15 protein-coding genes are annotated in these 15,428 nt (G+C 49.2%); 13 read left to right on the top strand and 2 right to left on the bottom strand.

Features of this window, described 5'->3' with window-relative positions:
• The first annotated feature begins 237 nt into the window (after nt 1–237).
• The 4 genes from LOS79_RS17945 (at nt 238) to rplT (ending at nt 2,910) form a co-directional block, all read left to right on the top strand.
• Entirely contained in the window at nt 238–1,476 is a 1,239-nt protein-coding gene (locus LOS79_RS17945; RefSeq protein ID WP_315411425.1) for a glycosyltransferase family 2 protein, read from the top strand.
• Between the two features lie 287 nt (nt 1,477–1,763).
• Nucleotides 1,764–2,261, top strand: a complete 498-nt coding sequence (gene infC / locus LOS79_RS17940) for a translation initiation factor IF-3 (protein WP_315411424.1) — start codon at nt 1,764–1,766, stop codon at nt 2,259–2,261.
• 56 nt (nt 2,262–2,317) lie between these two features.
• The gene (gene rpmI, locus LOS79_RS17935) at nt 2,318–2,518 is read left to right on the top strand and encodes a 50S ribosomal protein L35 (RefSeq protein WP_062320217.1); all 201 of its coding nucleotides are present in this window, start codon (nt 2,318–2,320) and stop codon (nt 2,516–2,518) included.
• A gap of 32 nt (nt 2,519–2,550) precedes the next feature.
• Nucleotides 2,551–2,910, top strand: a complete 360-nt coding sequence (gene rplT / locus LOS79_RS17930; RefSeq protein ID WP_189025884.1) for a 50S ribosomal protein L20 — start codon at nt 2,551–2,553, stop codon at nt 2,908–2,910.
• A gap of 169 nt (nt 2,911–3,079) precedes the next feature.
• Here rplT and LOS79_RS17925 read toward each other — a convergent pair whose 3' ends face one another.
• Complete coding sequence (locus LOS79_RS17925) at nt 3,080–3,622, bottom strand: acyl-CoA thioesterase (protein ID WP_315411423.1); 543 nt, start codon at nt 3,620–3,622, stop codon at nt 3,080–3,082.
• Between the two features lie 305 nt (nt 3,623–3,927).
• Between LOS79_RS17925 and LOS79_RS17920 the strand changes: the two genes are divergently transcribed.
• The 5 genes from LOS79_RS17920 (at nt 3,928) to LOS79_RS17900 (ending at nt 9,266) form a co-directional block, all read left to right on the top strand.
• Complete coding sequence (locus LOS79_RS17920; RefSeq protein WP_315411422.1) at nt 3,928–5,010, top strand: BMP family lipoprotein; 1,083 nt, start codon at nt 3,928–3,930, stop codon at nt 5,008–5,010.
• A 184-nt stretch (nt 5,011–5,194) separates the two neighbouring features.
• A complete protein-coding gene (locus LOS79_RS17915) occupies nt 5,195–6,733 on the top strand; it encodes an ABC transporter ATP-binding protein (RefSeq protein ID WP_315411421.1) in 1,539 nt (512 codons plus the stop codon).
• Entirely contained in the window at nt 6,726–7,802 is a 1,077-nt protein-coding gene (locus LOS79_RS17910) for an ABC transporter permease (protein WP_315411420.1), read from the top strand. Before LOS79_RS17915 ends, LOS79_RS17910 begins: the two co-directional genes overlap by 8 nt.
• Nucleotides 7,803–8,753, top strand: coding sequence for an ABC transporter permease (locus LOS79_RS17905; RefSeq protein ID WP_315411419.1), 951 nt, complete (start codon nt 7,803–7,805; stop codon nt 8,751–8,753). It begins immediately after the preceding gene.
• Between the two features lie 168 nt (nt 8,754–8,921).
• The gene (locus tag LOS79_RS17900; protein WP_315411418.1) at nt 8,922–9,266 is read left to right on the top strand and encodes a hypothetical protein; all 345 of its coding nucleotides are present in this window, start codon (nt 8,922–8,924) and stop codon (nt 9,264–9,266) included.
• A gap of 23 nt (nt 9,267–9,289) precedes the next feature.
• Here LOS79_RS17900 and LOS79_RS17895 read toward each other — a convergent pair whose 3' ends face one another.
• The gene (locus tag LOS79_RS17895; protein WP_315411417.1) at nt 9,290–9,736 is read right to left on the bottom strand and encodes a GNAT family N-acetyltransferase; all 447 of its coding nucleotides are present in this window, start codon (nt 9,734–9,736) and stop codon (nt 9,290–9,292) included.
• A gap of 622 nt (nt 9,737–10,358) precedes the next feature.
• Here LOS79_RS17895 and ilvB point away from each other — a divergent pair.
• The 4 genes from ilvB (at nt 10,359) to LOS79_RS17875 (ending at nt 15,412) form a co-directional block, all read left to right on the top strand.
• Nucleotides 10,359–12,107 (top strand): biosynthetic-type acetolactate synthase large subunit, encoded by a 1,749-nt coding sequence (ilvB, locus tag LOS79_RS17890; RefSeq protein ID WP_315411416.1) that lies wholly within the window; start codon nt 10,359–10,361, stop codon nt 12,105–12,107.
• A gap of 5 nt (nt 12,108–12,112) precedes the next feature.
• Entirely contained in the window at nt 12,113–12,592 is a 480-nt protein-coding gene (gene ilvN, locus LOS79_RS17885; protein ID WP_315422309.1) for an acetolactate synthase small subunit, read from the top strand.
• A gap of 178 nt (nt 12,593–12,770) precedes the next feature.
• Nucleotides 12,771–13,763 (top strand): ketol-acid reductoisomerase, encoded by a 993-nt coding sequence (ilvC, locus tag LOS79_RS17880; RefSeq protein ID WP_036727672.1) that lies wholly within the window; start codon nt 12,771–12,773, stop codon nt 13,761–13,763.
• 107 nt (nt 13,764–13,870) lie between these two features.
• Nucleotides 13,871–15,412, top strand: a complete 1,542-nt coding sequence (locus tag LOS79_RS17875; protein WP_315411415.1) for a 2-isopropylmalate synthase — start codon at nt 13,871–13,873, stop codon at nt 15,410–15,412.
• Nucleotides 15,413–15,428 lie beyond the last annotated feature (16 nt).

The raw sequence follows: 15,428 nt of genomic DNA, 5'->3' as shown, positions 1-15,428 counted from the left end.
AATGATTCAAGCAGGCAGATCCCGTTTAAAAGGTAACAGAGAAATGAGGTTCCAGCCAGTACCTGGAAACCCCGTTCATATCTTCAAGAGACGGAACAAATACAAAATCGGCAGCCTGCCCGAAAAAAGGGATTACGCTCGTCTATTCTAAGGGATGCAACAAAAGGGTCAGCAAGAACGTTCAAAAACCAGAGACAGAGAAAAACAACAGACTGGAAAAGGGGGCATCAAAAGATCATGACAGACGCATTGTTTGTTACGCTCCAAGTGATCTTGGCGGCAATTGCCGTGTATCAGTTCGGATTTTCGCTGTTCGGACTGCGCAGGCAAAAGAACAAGGTAATTCATGCGCCGCAGAAATCATTTGCCGTACTGGTTGCAGCGCACAACGAGGAAGAAGTGGTCGGCGCATTAATGGAAAATCTGAAACAGCTTAATTATCCCCGGGAACTGTACGATGTATTTGTCATCTGCGATAACTGTACGGATAATACGGCTGCCATCGTGCGGGAGCACGGCATGAATGCCTGTGTACGCACCAACAGTAACCTGCGCGGAAAAGGGTATGCCATTGAATGGATGCTCAAGGAGCTGTGGGCGCTGCCCCGCCAGTATGATGCCGTCGTAATGTTCGATGCCGACAATCTCGCGCATACGGAATTCCTGACCGAGATGAACAATGATCTCTGTTCAGGCGGACGGGTCATTCAAGGGTATATCGATACGAAGAACCCTGAGGATTCCTGGATCACTGCAGCGTACGGCGTATCGTACTGGTACATCAACCGTCTCTGGCAGCTGTCACGCCACAATTTGAAGATGGCTAACTTCCTCGGCGGAACGGGCATGTGCTTCGAGACTAACCTGCTGAAGGAAATGGGCTGGGGTGCAACAAGCCTGGTTGAGGATTTAGAGTTCACCATGCGCAGTGCCTCAAAGGGCGTCTATCCGAGATTCAATTATGATGCTAAGGTATTCGATGAGAAGCCGCTGACGTTCAAAGCTTCCTCGAGACAGCGGCTGCGCTGGATGCAGGGGCATTTCACAGTGGCCCGCCGTTATTTCTTCCCGCTCTTGTGGCAGGGTATTAAAGAGCGCAGCCTGACGAAGTTTGACCTGGCGCTGTACGGAGCGAATGTCTACATCGTTCTGCTGACGTTCCTGATGACCGCCGTAATGTGGATCGACAACTCCATGTTTGGCGGCCCGCATATTGCCAATATCTATGGGCATCTGCCGCTGTGGCTCAGCTATTTTGCTGTCGGTGCCAACATTCTGACCTTCCTGCTGGCCATGGCCCTGGAGAAGGTGAAGTTCAAGAAGGTGTATCTGTACCTGCTGGCCTTCCCTTTCTATCTGCTGTCCTGGTATCCCATTACGTTCTATGCGTTCTTCACGCAGAACAACAAGCAATGGAGCCATACGAAGCATACACGGGTAGTACGGCTTGAAGAGGTGCAGAGCAAGCAAGTCTAAATTATGCAGGCAACTGATTTTTTCACTAAAAGGTGTTGACACCAGTTGCTCATTGCTGTATATTATTCAAGTATGCAAAACATAGGGATTGCAAGCAGAAGCACCGGCTTCTCACCTGAACGGCTATATGCCGGCTGGTTTTGATCTCAATGCTTTATGGATGTTATAATTCATGAACGTTGATCAAACGGGGTGTCGGGGAGTTACCGGCATCCCTTTTTTATGGAGAACCGTAAATAAATTACCCAAAGAAGATCCGGAGGTGGAGTATTATCAGTAAGGAACATATGATCAATGATGAAATTCGGGCCAAAGAGGTTCGGCTGGTTGGAGCGGAAGGCGAACAAATCGGGATCAAACCGATCCGCGAGGCGTTGCAGATGGCAATCGATCTTAATCTGGATCTAGTCAACGTAGCACCGCAGGCGAAACCGCCGGTATGCCGCATCATGGATTACGGCAAGTTCCGTTATGAAACACAGAAGAAAGAGAAGGAAGCGCGCAAGAACCAGAAGATCGTTGACATCAAGGAAGTCTGGTTCCGTGCCAACATTGATGAACATGATTATCAGACCAAGTTCCGCAATGTGGTCAAATTCCTGGGCGAAGGCGACAAAGTGAAGTGCTCCGTACGTTTCCGCGGACGGGAAATTGCCCACGCGAATATCGGTCAGAAAATTCTGGAGCGCGTGAAGAACGAAGTGGAAGAGTTGTCTGTTGTTGAGCGCCAGCCTAAGCTGGAAGGCCGCAGCATGATTATGATTCTGGCTCCTAAAGCCCAATAATCTGGAGTCACTTGCATAGCAATTTGGCGCCGCATAATAATCAAGGAGGAAACACCATGCCTAAAATGAAAACCCACAGCAGCCTGAAAGGCCGCTTCAAGATCACTGGATCTGGTAAAGTACTGCGTTACAAAGCCCACAAGAACCACTTGCTGTCCCACAAGTCCAAACGCGCTAAGCGCGTACTGAACGGCAATCCGGTTATGGCTGCCGGTGACGTGAGACGTTTGAAACAAGGACTTGCTAACTTGAAATAGTTTGATTACACATTTTTGGGAGGTTTATTAATATGGCAAGAGTTAAAGGCGGCTTTGTAGTTCGTCGTAGACATAAAAAAGTATTGAAGCTGGCAAAGGGTTATTTCGGTTCCAAACACCGCATTTTCAAAACAGCTAAAGAGCAAGTAATGAAATCGATGGTTTACGCTTACCGTGACCGTCGTCAGACTAAACGTAACTTCCGCAGACTGTGGATCGTTCGTATCAACGCAGCAGCACGTTTGAACGGTCTTTCTTACAGCAAGCTTGTACACGGCCTGAAACTGGCTGGCGTAGAAGTGAACCGCAAGATGCTGGCTGACCTGGCAGTAAACGATCTGAACGCATTCAACTCCCTGGCTGTTGTAGCCAAAGAGAAGATCAACGCGTAAGAACGAGATGAACCGAAAAGCACCGCCTGCGGGAGTACCCGTGTGACGGTGCTTTTTTTTGAGGGATAAGAATCAGCCTCGAAGCCAAGCCCCACTCTGTGGGGTTATTTTGTGCGGTGAGGCCAGGGCGATCAGGGTCCTCTGAACGAAGAGGGCTGCCGGGCTCAGACTATTCCCAGTACTTTGTAGTTCCCAGCTGGGAGGCCAGCTTCTTGCTGCTGGTGCGTCTGATCTTACGCAGCTCCGAGCGTTCGCCGGCAGACTGGCAGATCAGCTTCTCTTCATCGGTCTCGGCGATGATTCCCGGAACCGGAGACGGGGTGCCGTCTTCCTGGACAGCTACGAAGGTCAGGAAGGAGGTGGCGGCAACGCGGCGCTCTCCTGTGTAGAGATTCTCGGAAATGATTTTGACGAACACCTCAATGCTGGTGCGGCCTGTCCAGGAGACAAAGGATTCGAAGCAGACGGAGTCCGTAGGCCTGATCGGCAGGAGAAAGTCGACAGAGTCAGTGGAGGCGGTCACTACATTAGTGCGGCAATGGCGCATAGCTGAGATTGAGGCGACTTCGTCAATGGTGCTCATCAGCTTCCCGCCGAACAGCGTCTTGTGGTTGTTTACATCATTCGGGAAAACACGGCCGGTTTTGAATACCCGTGATTCATGGCAGTATTTGAAGGCCGGCATAGCTTGGGACGGGTTCTCTTGATCCATTTCAGTAACTCCCTTTGCGAACAATATGTAAAAATACATGATAATAGAAAAGCCATCCTCGTGCAATAATAATGTTAATGCAATGGTGCCATAGCAGGAATTTCGAGGTTTTCTAACGCACACCAGACATGGATGTGACGAGTCATGTTAAGGTAAGCGGTTTCTTGTTGAAAAATGCAAATTATTATTGACCTGAGGTCATTAATGGACTGGATTTTAGCCTTTTTTGCAGGTATAATTTGTACTAATGGTATGTCCAAGCAGAACACAGAAGACATCCAATTTATTAAGGGGGATCACATTCGATGAAGAAGCTTTACCAACTGTCTTTGGTTATGGTTCTGGCATTCACTGTCATTTTGGCAGGATGCGGAAACAATAACAATGCAAATTCCGGCACTAACGCTGGTGCTGCAACTAATGCTCCAACTGATGCAGCAGCTACAGAAGCACCAGCAGCAACTGAGGCTCCTAAAGCTGTTAAACTCGGTCTCGTAACTGACGTAGGCGGAGTTAACGACAAATCCTTTAACCAATCCGCTTGGGAAGCACTGCAGGCTCTGGAATCAGAAGCCGGTGCTGAAATCAAATACCTGCAAAGTAAATCCAATGCAGACTACGAGCCAAACCTTAACCAATTCGTTAAAGGCGGCTACGATCTGACTTGGGGTATCGGTTTCGACCTTGGTGATGCAGTTCTTAAAGTTGCTAACGAGAACCCTACTGCAAACCTGGCAATCATTGACAGCGTAGTTGAAGCTCCTAACGTTGAGTCCGTAACTTTTGCTGAGAATGAAGGTTCCTTCCTGGTGGGTGTTGTTGCAGGTCTGACAACCAAAACTAACAAAGTAGGCTTCATCGGCGGTATGGAAAGCCCGGTTATCAAACGTTTTGAAGTTGGTTTCAAAGCCGGCGTAGAAGCGGTTAACCCTAATGCAACTGTAACAATCACTTATGCAGGCGCTTATGACAAGCCTGATACTGGTAAGTCTCTGGCAGCTACTCTGTATGATGCCGGCAACGACATCATCTTCCCGGCAGCTGGCGCAACTGGTAACGGTGTGTTCAACGAAGCTAAATCCCGCAACAAAGCAGGCGGTACTAAAGTATGGGTTATCGGCGTTGACAAAGACCAATCCCTGGAATTTGGCGATGACGTAACTTTGACTTCCATGATCAAACGTGTTGACGAAGCGGTTAAGAAGGTTTCTCAGCAGGTAGTTGATGGTACATTCAAAGGCGGTACTACAACTGTATTGAGCCTGAAAGACAACGGTGTAGGTCTTCCTGAAACTTCTAAAGCCAACGTAACTCCTGAAATTCTGGCTAAAGTTGACGAATACAGCAAACAAATCATCGATGGAACAATCGTTGTTCCTGCCGAGTAATTTTTTGCTTCACCTTTTGCGGATCTGACATAACAGGGAACAAGGCCGGTTAATACACTGGCCTTGTTCCCTGTTACAACACTGGTTATAGACTTCACAGCGGTACCGTCCTGTCCGGGGCGGTACAGCCGTGTCTATAGAGCAAAATTGGCAATATTATATATTCTGTGATGAGGGTGATTCCATGAGTGCTGCGGCTCCTGTCGTAGAGTTGAAGCAAATCACAAAACGCTTTCCCGGTATTATAGCGAACGACTCCATCAGTCTGACGCTGGAAAAAGGGGAGATTCATGCGCTGCTTGGTGAGAACGGGGCAGGCAAGTCAACCTTGATGAATATCGTATTCGGACTGTACCAGCCCGATGAAGGCAGCATCGAAATCGACGGGAAACCGGTTATTATCGATAACCCCAATAAGGCTATTGAGCTGGGCATTGGTATGGTTCACCAGCATTTCAAGCTTGTAGAGCCTTTTACGGTAACCGAGAACATTGTTCTTGGCATGGAGCCGAAAAAAGGTCTTAAAATTGACTATAAATCCGCTGCGGAGCAGGTTCGTAAGCTATCGGAGCAGTACGGTCTACAAGTCAATCCGAATGCTAAAATTCATGACATTTCGGTAGGCATGCAGCAACGGGTAGAAATTATGAAAACCCTGTACCGCGGAGCGGATATACTTATATTCGACGAGCCTACTGCTGTGCTAACGCCACAGGAAATTACGGAACTAATGGCGATTATGAAGCGGCTCGTTGCTGAAGGCAAGTCCATTATTCTTATTACACATAAGCTCAAAGAAATTATGCAGATTTCCGACCGGGTAACCATTATCCGGCGCGGGAAGGTAATTGATACGGTTAAGACTTCCGAAACGAACCCTAATGAACTGGCAGAGAAGATGGTTGGGCGCGGAGTCACCTTCAAGGTGGACAAGCAGCCTGCACATATCGGAACCAGCATCTTGAAGCTGTCTGACGTCAGCAGTAAAAGCAAAGACGGCGTTCCTGTGCTGAATGGGCTTAGCTTTGAAGTGAAGGCGGGCGAAATTCTGGGGATTGCCGGGGTAGACGGTAACGGTCAGAGCGAGCTGATTCAGGCAATAACCGGGCTGCGTAAAATTGACTCCGGTTCAATCACGGTTTCCGGTAAGGAAATTGCTAATCTGTCTCCGCGTAAAGTATCTGAGATGAACGTTTCCCATATTCCGGAAGACCGGCATAAGCATGGGCTTGTGCTCGATTTCACTGTGAGTGAAAATATGGTTCTGGAAACGTATTATAAGAGCCCGTATAACCAGAACGGCTTCCTAAACAAGGATGTTATTGATAAGCATGCAGAGGATCTGGTGAAGCAGTTCGATGTGCGTACGCCTTCGATCGAGAACAAAGCCCGGTCATTATCCGGCGGTAATCAGCAGAAAGCGATTATTGCGCGGGAAATAGACAAAAATCCGACGCTTCTCATTGCTGCGCAGCCGACACGCGGTCTTGATGTCGGGGCGATTGAGTTCGTACAAAAGCAGCTGATCGCACAGCGTGATCAGGGCAAAGCAGTATTGCTGATTTCATTCGAACTGGATGAAATTATGAATGTATCCGACAGAATTGCCGTTATTTATGAAGGCCAGATCGTCGGAGAAGTATACCCGCAGGATACGAATGACCAGGAACTGGGTCTTATGATGGCGGGAAGCTTGAAGCGGGGGGGCCAGGCGGATGTCTAGAATCAAAAAAATATTCGCAACAGACAGCTATGTTATTCCTGTTGTAGCGATTCTGATGGGTTTCCTGGTCGGTGCTATTGTCATGCTGATTGGCGGATACGACCCAGTCGCTGCTTACTCCGCGCTGTTCAAACGCGTCTTCGGCAGCCCGTATGACTTTGGTGAGGCGGTTCGTGAGATGACACCGCTGATGTTAACGGGTCTTGCTGTAGCCTTTGCCTTCCGTTCGGGGATGTTCAACATTGGTGCCGATGGCCAGGTCATGATCGGGATGACAGCTGCCTCTGTAGTCGGCATTAAGCTGGGCGGCATACTGCCGGCATTCCTGCTTGTCCCGCTTGCAGTTATTGCTGCCGGGGTATGCGGCGGACTTTGGGCCGGTATTGCCGGCTATCTGAAGGCGAAGCGCGGAATCAATGAAGTTATAACAACCATCATGCTGAACTGGATTGCGCTTTTCCTGTCGAACTATATTGTCCGGACGTTCCTGCTGTTACAAGGGCAGAACCGGTCGGAAGATAATCCGGCATCCCTTTCCATGACATTCCTGTTCTCGACATTTGATAATGCCCGTCTGCACTGGGGAACAGTTATTGCCCTTGCAGCTGCTTCGTTCTTCTATATCTACCTGTGGAAGACCAAACAGGGATATGAGATGCGTGCAGTTGGCTTGAACCCGCATGCTGCAGAATATGCCGGAATGAATGTGGGACGTAATGTAATCAAAGCCATGTTTATCAGTGGTGTGTTTGCCGGACTGGCCGGAGCAGGTGAAGTGCTGGGCGTGTTCCATTATCAATCGGTATTCGCAGCTTCCCCGGGCTATGGCTTTGACGGGATCGCTGTTGCCCTGCTTGGCTTGACGCATCCGCTTGGTGTTATTCTTGCGGCTATTCTGTACGGTACACTAACCTATGGTTCAGCGGGCATGAGCTTTGGTGCAGATGTGCCTCCCGAGCTGATCCGTATTGTCATCGGTTCGATCATATTCTTTATTGCTGCGCAGGGCATTGTACGCTGGGTGCTTAAACCGTTTTACTTCAAGCGCAAGAAAGAGAAGGTGTTGTAGATGGAAATCTTAGGCCAATTACTTAATACTACGCTTGTTTTTTCCACGGCGCTTATATTCGCTGCCCTTGGCGGCATCTTCTCTGAACGCTCCGGTGTCGTTAACATCGGTCTGGAAGGCTTGATGATGTTTGGCGCTTTTGCTGCTGCTGTAGGCGGTTATTATGCCCAGGAAGCGGGAATGGGCGAGTGGGCTCCATGGGTTGGTGTGCTTAGTGCAATGGCTGTAGGCGTGATCGGTTCACTGATTCATGCGGTGGCCTCTATAACCTTCAAGGCCGATCAGACGATCAGCGGTACGGTTATTAACTTCCTGGCCGCAGGTAGTACACTTTACATGGTTAAGCTGATCTTCGACGGTTCCGGTGAGACACCGCTGATTGACGGCTTCAGCAAAGTGTCTATTCCCGGACTCTCCAAGATTCCGGTAATTGGTGAAGGGATATTCAATTCCTATCCAACGACTTATTTAGCGATCATTCTGGTAATTGTCATTTATTTTGTCCTGTTCAAAACTCCGTTTGGTCTCCGGCTGCGTGCAGTCGGCGAACATCCGAGTGCTGCTGACACGCTGGGTGTAAATGTAAACAAGATGAGATACGTCGGCGTAATGCTGAGCGGAATGCTGGCAGGTATCGGCGGAGCGACAATTACTTTAACTACTACGGGTACATTTGCGCATAACACGATCTCCGGGCAAGGCTTTATTGCAATTGCAGCGATGATCTTCGGGAAATGGAACCCGCTCGGCGCCTTCGGAGCCGCTGTATTCTTCGGCCTGTCCCAGGCGATCCGCAACTATGTGCAATTGTTTGAATGGTCGAAGAGTATTCCGCAGGAATTTATTTTCATGATTCCTTATGTGCTTACCATCATCGTGCTGGTCAGTGCGGTCGGCCGGTCTTCGGCTCCTAAAGCATTGGGTGAACCATACGACCCGAGCAAACGCTAAATTTCTGATCCGCTTCAATAGGTATGCTATTTAAAAGAGCGCATTTTCGGTTATCCGGGAATGTGCTTTTTTTGTTGAAGCAGCCCTCATAACCTGAACAGGGCAGATGTACAGGCAAAGACCGGCAGCGGCGAATAGACTGCTTTAGAACTAAGTAGGAGGGATATTATGGCACAGCCGGTTACGAAGAAACAAGTGATGAAGCTGATTGGCAAAAATATCGTTGCGGTCAAAAAAGACGGCTCCAAGGTAACGGGGAAATTGCTGCGTGTATCAGGAAACCGTCTTGTTCTGCAAAGGATCAGTGGTAAAAAAGTACAAACGAAAGCATTGATCCCGCTCGTGCTGTTTGATTTGCTTGCTGTAGGTACGGCTCCTTATGCTTATGGAGGCGGAGGCTACGGTTATGGCGGGGTTCCTTATGGCGGCTATGGCCCTGGCCCTGTTCCCGGTCCTTACGGCGGTTATGGTCCTGGTCCCGGTTATGGAGTTCCGCCAATCGGATTTTTTTAATGGCCGGCCTATAGAGAAAATTATCAGATGAATTGTTTTTCAAGCTCATAACAGTAGTTTTGCGGCTGATAACGGGCTACATTGTAGCCCGATTTTTCATAAAAGGCGAGACCGGCGGTATTTCCGGTATCGACGGAGACTTTAGCCCTGCGGCAAGCACGGGATAGTGCAAACCGCTCTGCCCGGTCCATAAGCATATTTCCATAACGCTTACGCCTTGCACCCGGTGCAATAGCAAGCATATCGATATATAACAAATCCCCGTGCAGCATGAAGTGCACGAACCCCAGCGGATCACTTTCGTAATCTGGACAAGCGACAAGAGTGACGCCCTGCCCCAGACGGCGGGGCAGATCTTTCCGGACCTGATTGATGATCGTTTGCGGAAGATGGGATAACGGGACAAGCTGCTTTTCAATCAAGTCGAAAATGACGGTGTCATCCTGCTTGGGTCTGCGGTAACGAATCATAAGATGCCCCCTTTCCACGCATTGTCGTACATCATATGCCCTGCCTGGTGTGGGCGTTCCGGAAAGGGTAGAACAACATTTTGTGAAGAATTTAATATAGTTACGGAAGATGGGTATTGACTTAACCATGTGAGGAATCATATAATGTGTCTAAACATTTTAACGAACATACATGTATCGGCGATGAAGAGGACGAAGTTTTAAGGGCTCTTTTGTTCAGAGAGTGAGAGGAATTGCTGCAACCTCCACCAGAATCCCTTATATACGAGCTCACCTCGGAGCTGTTTCCCTGAAAGGTCTTCCAGCAAGAGCGGTGGAATTATTAGGGGGAATCGTTTAGTCCGCGTTAGGGACTTCAGGTTACAAAGATTTGGGCCCTGCCTACATCGATGGATTTTTGTATCCTGATAAGGTGTTGCATCGTGAGATGTAATGCAAACATGGGTGGTACCACGGAAGCTAAACCTTTCGTCCCTCACGCGCTTATTCGGCGCGTGGGAGGCGAAAGGTTTTTTTGTTGAATAGGGAGAATTTACGGCCTAATCGCAAATATTAAGTGTTGGATATGAGGGCAGCCTGTCATTTGAATAATGCATGTGAACTATCGAAGGGAGGAATACTGATGAGCGCGCAATTACCGGAAGTGCGGTCGATAGAGCAGTTACGTGAGAAATGGAAAAATCCTGAGGTGATTACGGGATCTGAAGTCCTTCTGCGCAGTCTTGTACTGGAGGATGTGGACACTGTATTCGGATATCCGGGCGGGGCTGTACTGTATATCTATGATGCTCTTTATGGATTCGATGATTTCAAACATATCCTGACCCGCCATGAGCAGGGGGCCATCCATGCCGCTGACGGATATGCCAGAGCAAGCGGCAAAGTAGGCGTATGTATTGCTACTTCAGGACCCGGGGCAACCAATCTGGTGACGGGAATTGCAACAGCATATATGGACTCCGTTCCGCTGGTGGTGATTACGGGGAATGTATTCTCCAGCCTGATCGGAACAGATGCTTTCCAGGAAGCAGACATTACAGGTATAACGATGCCGATTACGAAGCATAGCTATCTGGTGCGGGATGTAGAAGATCTGCCGCGGATCATTCATGAAGCTTTCCATATTGCCAACACAGGGCGCAAAGGACCGGTTCTGATCGATATTCCTAAGGATGTATCGGCGGCTAAAACCTTATTCACGCCAATCCAGCAGCAAGGTGTGAATCTTCGCGGCTACAATCCGCGCACAGTGCCTAATAAGCTACAGCTGGATAAGCTGGTGAAGGCAATTGCTGCAGCTGAGCGTCCGATCATTATTGCAGGCGGCGGGGTTATTTACTCCGGGGCGCATGAGGCGATGCATGAATTTGTGAAGCGGACTGAAATTCCGATTACTACAACTTTGCTGGGTCTTGGCTGTTATCCGAGTGCGGATGAGCTGTGGATGGGAATGCCCGGCATGCACGGAACTTACACGGCGAACAATGCAATTCAACAATGCGATTTGCTGATTAATATCGGTGCCCGGTTTGATGACCGCGTAACCGGTAAGCTGGACGGATTTGCTCCTAAAGCTAAGATTGTGCATATTGATATTGATCCGGCAGAGATCGGCAAGAATGTATCGCCCGATATTCCAATCGTAGGTGATGTGAAGACTGTACTGGAATTGCTGATTCCTGACCTTAAGCGCGCTGCGAATGCAGATGCCTGGAGAACGCAGATTGCACAGTGGAAGCTGGAACATCCGCTGAAGTACAAGGATTCGGAGACAGAGCTCAAGCCCCAATGGGTGATTGAGATGATTAACGACACCACAAAGGGTGAAGCTATTGTTACTACAGATGTAGGGCAGCATCAGATGTGGGCGGCACAATACTACAAATTCAACCACCCGCGCTCCTGGATTACCTCAGGCGGACTTGGAACGATGGGCTTCGGATTCCCTTCTGCGATCGGAGCGCAGATGGCGCAGCCTGAACGTCTGGTAGTCTCCATTAACGGTGACGGCGGAATGCAGATGTGTTCCCAGGAACTCGCAATCTGTGCGATCAATAACATTCCGGTTAAGATTGTTGTTATTAATAATCAGGTGCTGGGTATGGTCCGCCAATGGCAGAATCTGATCTATGAGAAGCGTTACAGCTACACCGATCTTGCCGGCAGCCCGGATTTTGTAAAGCTGGCTGAAGCTTATGGGGTTAAGGGCTTGCGGGCTACGAACAAAGAGGAAGCCGGAGCTGTATGGAAGGAAGCACTGGAAACACCTGGACCCGTCCTGGTAGAGTTCGTTGTTCCAAAAGACGAGAATGTCTACCCGATGGTAACCCAAGGGTCAACCATTGATCAAATGCTGATGGGGGATGAATAACGGTGATGAAGCATACGATTTCCGTGCTTGTAAATGACCAGCCAGGTGTGCTGCAGCGGGTATCCGGACTGTTCGGCCGCCGGGGGTTCAATATTGAGAGCATTACTGTAGGCCAGTCCGAAGAAATCGGGCTGTCCCGGATGGTTATTGTTACACTTGGTGATCAGCACACACTGGAGCAGATTGAGAAGCAGCTCTACAAGCTGATTGACGTAATTAAAGTTGTTGACCTGGGCTCAAAGCCGATGGTTGCCCGCGAGCTGGCATTGATTAAGGTTAAGGCAGAGCCTGCTGAGCGTCCTGAGATTATGGGTGTAGTTGAAACCTTCCGCGCTTCGGTAGTCGATATCGGAACAACCAGCGTGCTGGTACAGGTAGTTGGCGATACCCAGAAGATTGATGCTATGATTGAACTGCTCAAGCCATACGGCATTAAAGAGCTGTCACGAACTGGAGTAACGGCGATGATCCGCGGTAATGCCTGATCGTCATAATTTACAGCTTTAACGAATTACTGCTTGCTTGCATTAATTTAATAAGATTATGTACATTTAACCCGCGAAAGAGCGGGGGCTTGAGGAGCACAGCAGATTATAATAGAAGTTATGCTCTTGAAGCACCCGCTCTTTACGATGGGTCCCAAATTAAAGGAGGATATTGACAATGGCAGTTACAACGTACTATGAACAGGATGCAGAACTAAGCGTTTTGAAAGGAAAGACAATTGCAGTAATCGGGTACGGCAGCCAAGGACATGCCCAGGCGCAGAACCTGCGTGACAGCGGCCTTCAGGTTGTTATCGGCCTGCGTGAAGGTAAATCTTTTGAAACTGCCAAGAATGACGGTTTCGAAGTGTTGTCTGTAGCTGAAGCAGTATCCCGCGCAGATGTAGTGCAGATTCTCATGCCTGACGAAACACAGGCTTCTGTATATAAGAACGATATCGAACCGAACCTCAAGAATGGTGCGGCTCTGATGTTCTCCCACGGCTTCAACGTGCATTTCGGCCAGATCGTTGCTCCTAAGGATGCTGACGTATTGCTGGTAGCACCTAAGTCCCCGGGCCACATGGTCCGCCGTACTTATGTTGAAGGCTTCGGCGTTCCCGGCCTGATCGCTATTGAACAGGATGCAACCGGCAATGCGAAGGCAATCGGCCTTGCTTATGCCAAAGGCATCGGCTGTACCCGTGCAGGAGTAATTGAAACCTCCTTCCGTGAAGAAACAGAAACCGATTTGTTCGGTGAGCAAGCCGTGCTTTGCGGTGGTGTATCCGAACTGATCAAGGCTGGCTTCGAGACATTGACTGAAGCCGGATATGCTCCTGAGATGGCTTACTTCGAGTGTTTGCATGAGCTGAAGCTGATCGTTGACATGGTATATGAAGGCGGATTGTCCAGCATGCGCGATTCCATCAGTAACACTGCGGAATATGGTGACTATGTAACTGGACCACGCATCATTACTGCTGAGACTAAGAAAGCTATGAAAGAAGTACTGTCTGATATTCAACAGGGTAAATTCGCCCGCGACTTTATTCTTGAGAACCAGTCCGGCCGTGCCTTCCTGACCGCTACCCGCCGCAATGAAGCCGCTCATCCGGTTGAAGTGGTAGGCAGCCAGCTGCGCGAAATGATGCACTGGATCAAGAAGTAGGTCATATACTTAAGATTACAATGAACCATAGATGACTCTCAGATGCGGCCGTAATTTTGCGAGCCGCATTTGAGGGTTTATGGACTTTTCTTCAGGAGGTGCTCAGCATGCGGAAAATATATGTGTTCGACACGACACTGCGTGACGGAGAGCAGTCGCCGGGTGTGAACCTCAATACGCGTGAGAAAGTGGAAATCGCTTATCAGCTTGAGAAGCTGGGAATTGACCGGATGGAAGCAGGCTTTCCTGCCGCTTCACCCGGAGATCTGGCTGCAGTGAACGCAGTTGCCAGAGCCGTTAAGAACGTTACGGTAATTGGCCTCTCCCGTTCGAGAGAGAGCGATATTGATGCTGTTAAGGAAGCATTGCAGGGAGCGCAAGATCCTTGCATCCATATTTTCCTGGCGACTTCTCCCATTCACCGCCAGCATAAGCTGCGCATGGATAAATCACAGGTACTGGAAACTGCGCAGTCCGCAATCCGTTATGCCAAGAAATATTTCTCCAAGCTGGAGTTCTCTCTGGAGGATGCCGGACGGACGGAACGTGAATTCATGGCAGAAGTGGTGGCAATGGCGATTCGCGAAGGGGCAAATGTAGTCAATATCCCTGATACTGTGGGGTATTTGAATCCTTCAGAATATGGCGCAATCTTCAAATTCCTGAAGGATACAGTACCTGGGATTGAGCGTGTGCAGCTAAGCGCCCACTGTCATAACGATTTGGGTATGGCAACTGCGAACACGCTGGCTGCTATTCAGAATGGTGCGGACCAGATTGAAGGAACGATTAACGGAATCGGCGAACGTGCCGGTAATACCGCAATCGAAGAGGTTGCACTGGCACTGGAAACACGCAGTGAATTTTTTGATGCCAAAACTTCACTGGTGTTGTCCGAAATTTCGCGGACCAGCCGTCTGGTCAGCAAGCTGACCGGGATGGTAGTGCCCGGCAATAAAGCCATCGTTGGCGCGAATGCCTTCGCGCATGAATCCGGGATTCATCAGGACGGCATGCTGAAGGAGAAAACGACCTATGAGATCATGACACCGGAAACGATCGGACTCAAGGAGAGCAAGCTGGTACTTGGCAAGCACTCCGGCCGCCATGCCTTCCGTGATAAGCTGAATGATCTGGGCTTTGATGTCTCTGAGGAAGAGATCAATATCGCTTTTGCCAAATTCAAGGATTTGGCTGATAAGAAAAAGGAAGTCTCGGATGAGGACATTCTGGCTCTGCTTGAAGAGAAGCTGATTGATACGCCGGAGACATTCAGCCTGCAGACAATTTATGTGACGTATGGCAATGAGGCTACCCCAACCGCCAAGGTTATTATTAACGGGCAGGAGCCTGAGCCGATCGTGGCCAGTGCTGAAGGCAATGGTTCAGTTGATGCAATCTATAACGCCATTGACCAGGCTACGGGCGAAGAGGTCACCCTGGGTGATTATTCGATTAAAGCTGTCAGCAGGGGCAAAGATGCGCAGGGTGAGGTGCATGTTGTGCTCTCGCAAGGCGAGATTGCTGTCCAGGGCCGCGGGCTCAGCACTGATATTCTTGAAGCAAGTGCCAGAGCTTACCTGGATGCGCTGAACAAGCTGATTGAGAAACGTAAAACATTGCAGCCGGCCGACCCTTCCAGCCTTTAAACCAAAAAGTTAATAT

It is taken from the genome of Paenibacillus sp. MMS20-IR301, assembly GCF_032302195.1.
Classification (GTDB): Bacteria; Bacillota; Bacilli; order Paenibacillales; family Paenibacillaceae; genus Paenibacillus_AQ.
This window is presented reverse-complemented; position numbering and strand designations above follow the sequence as displayed.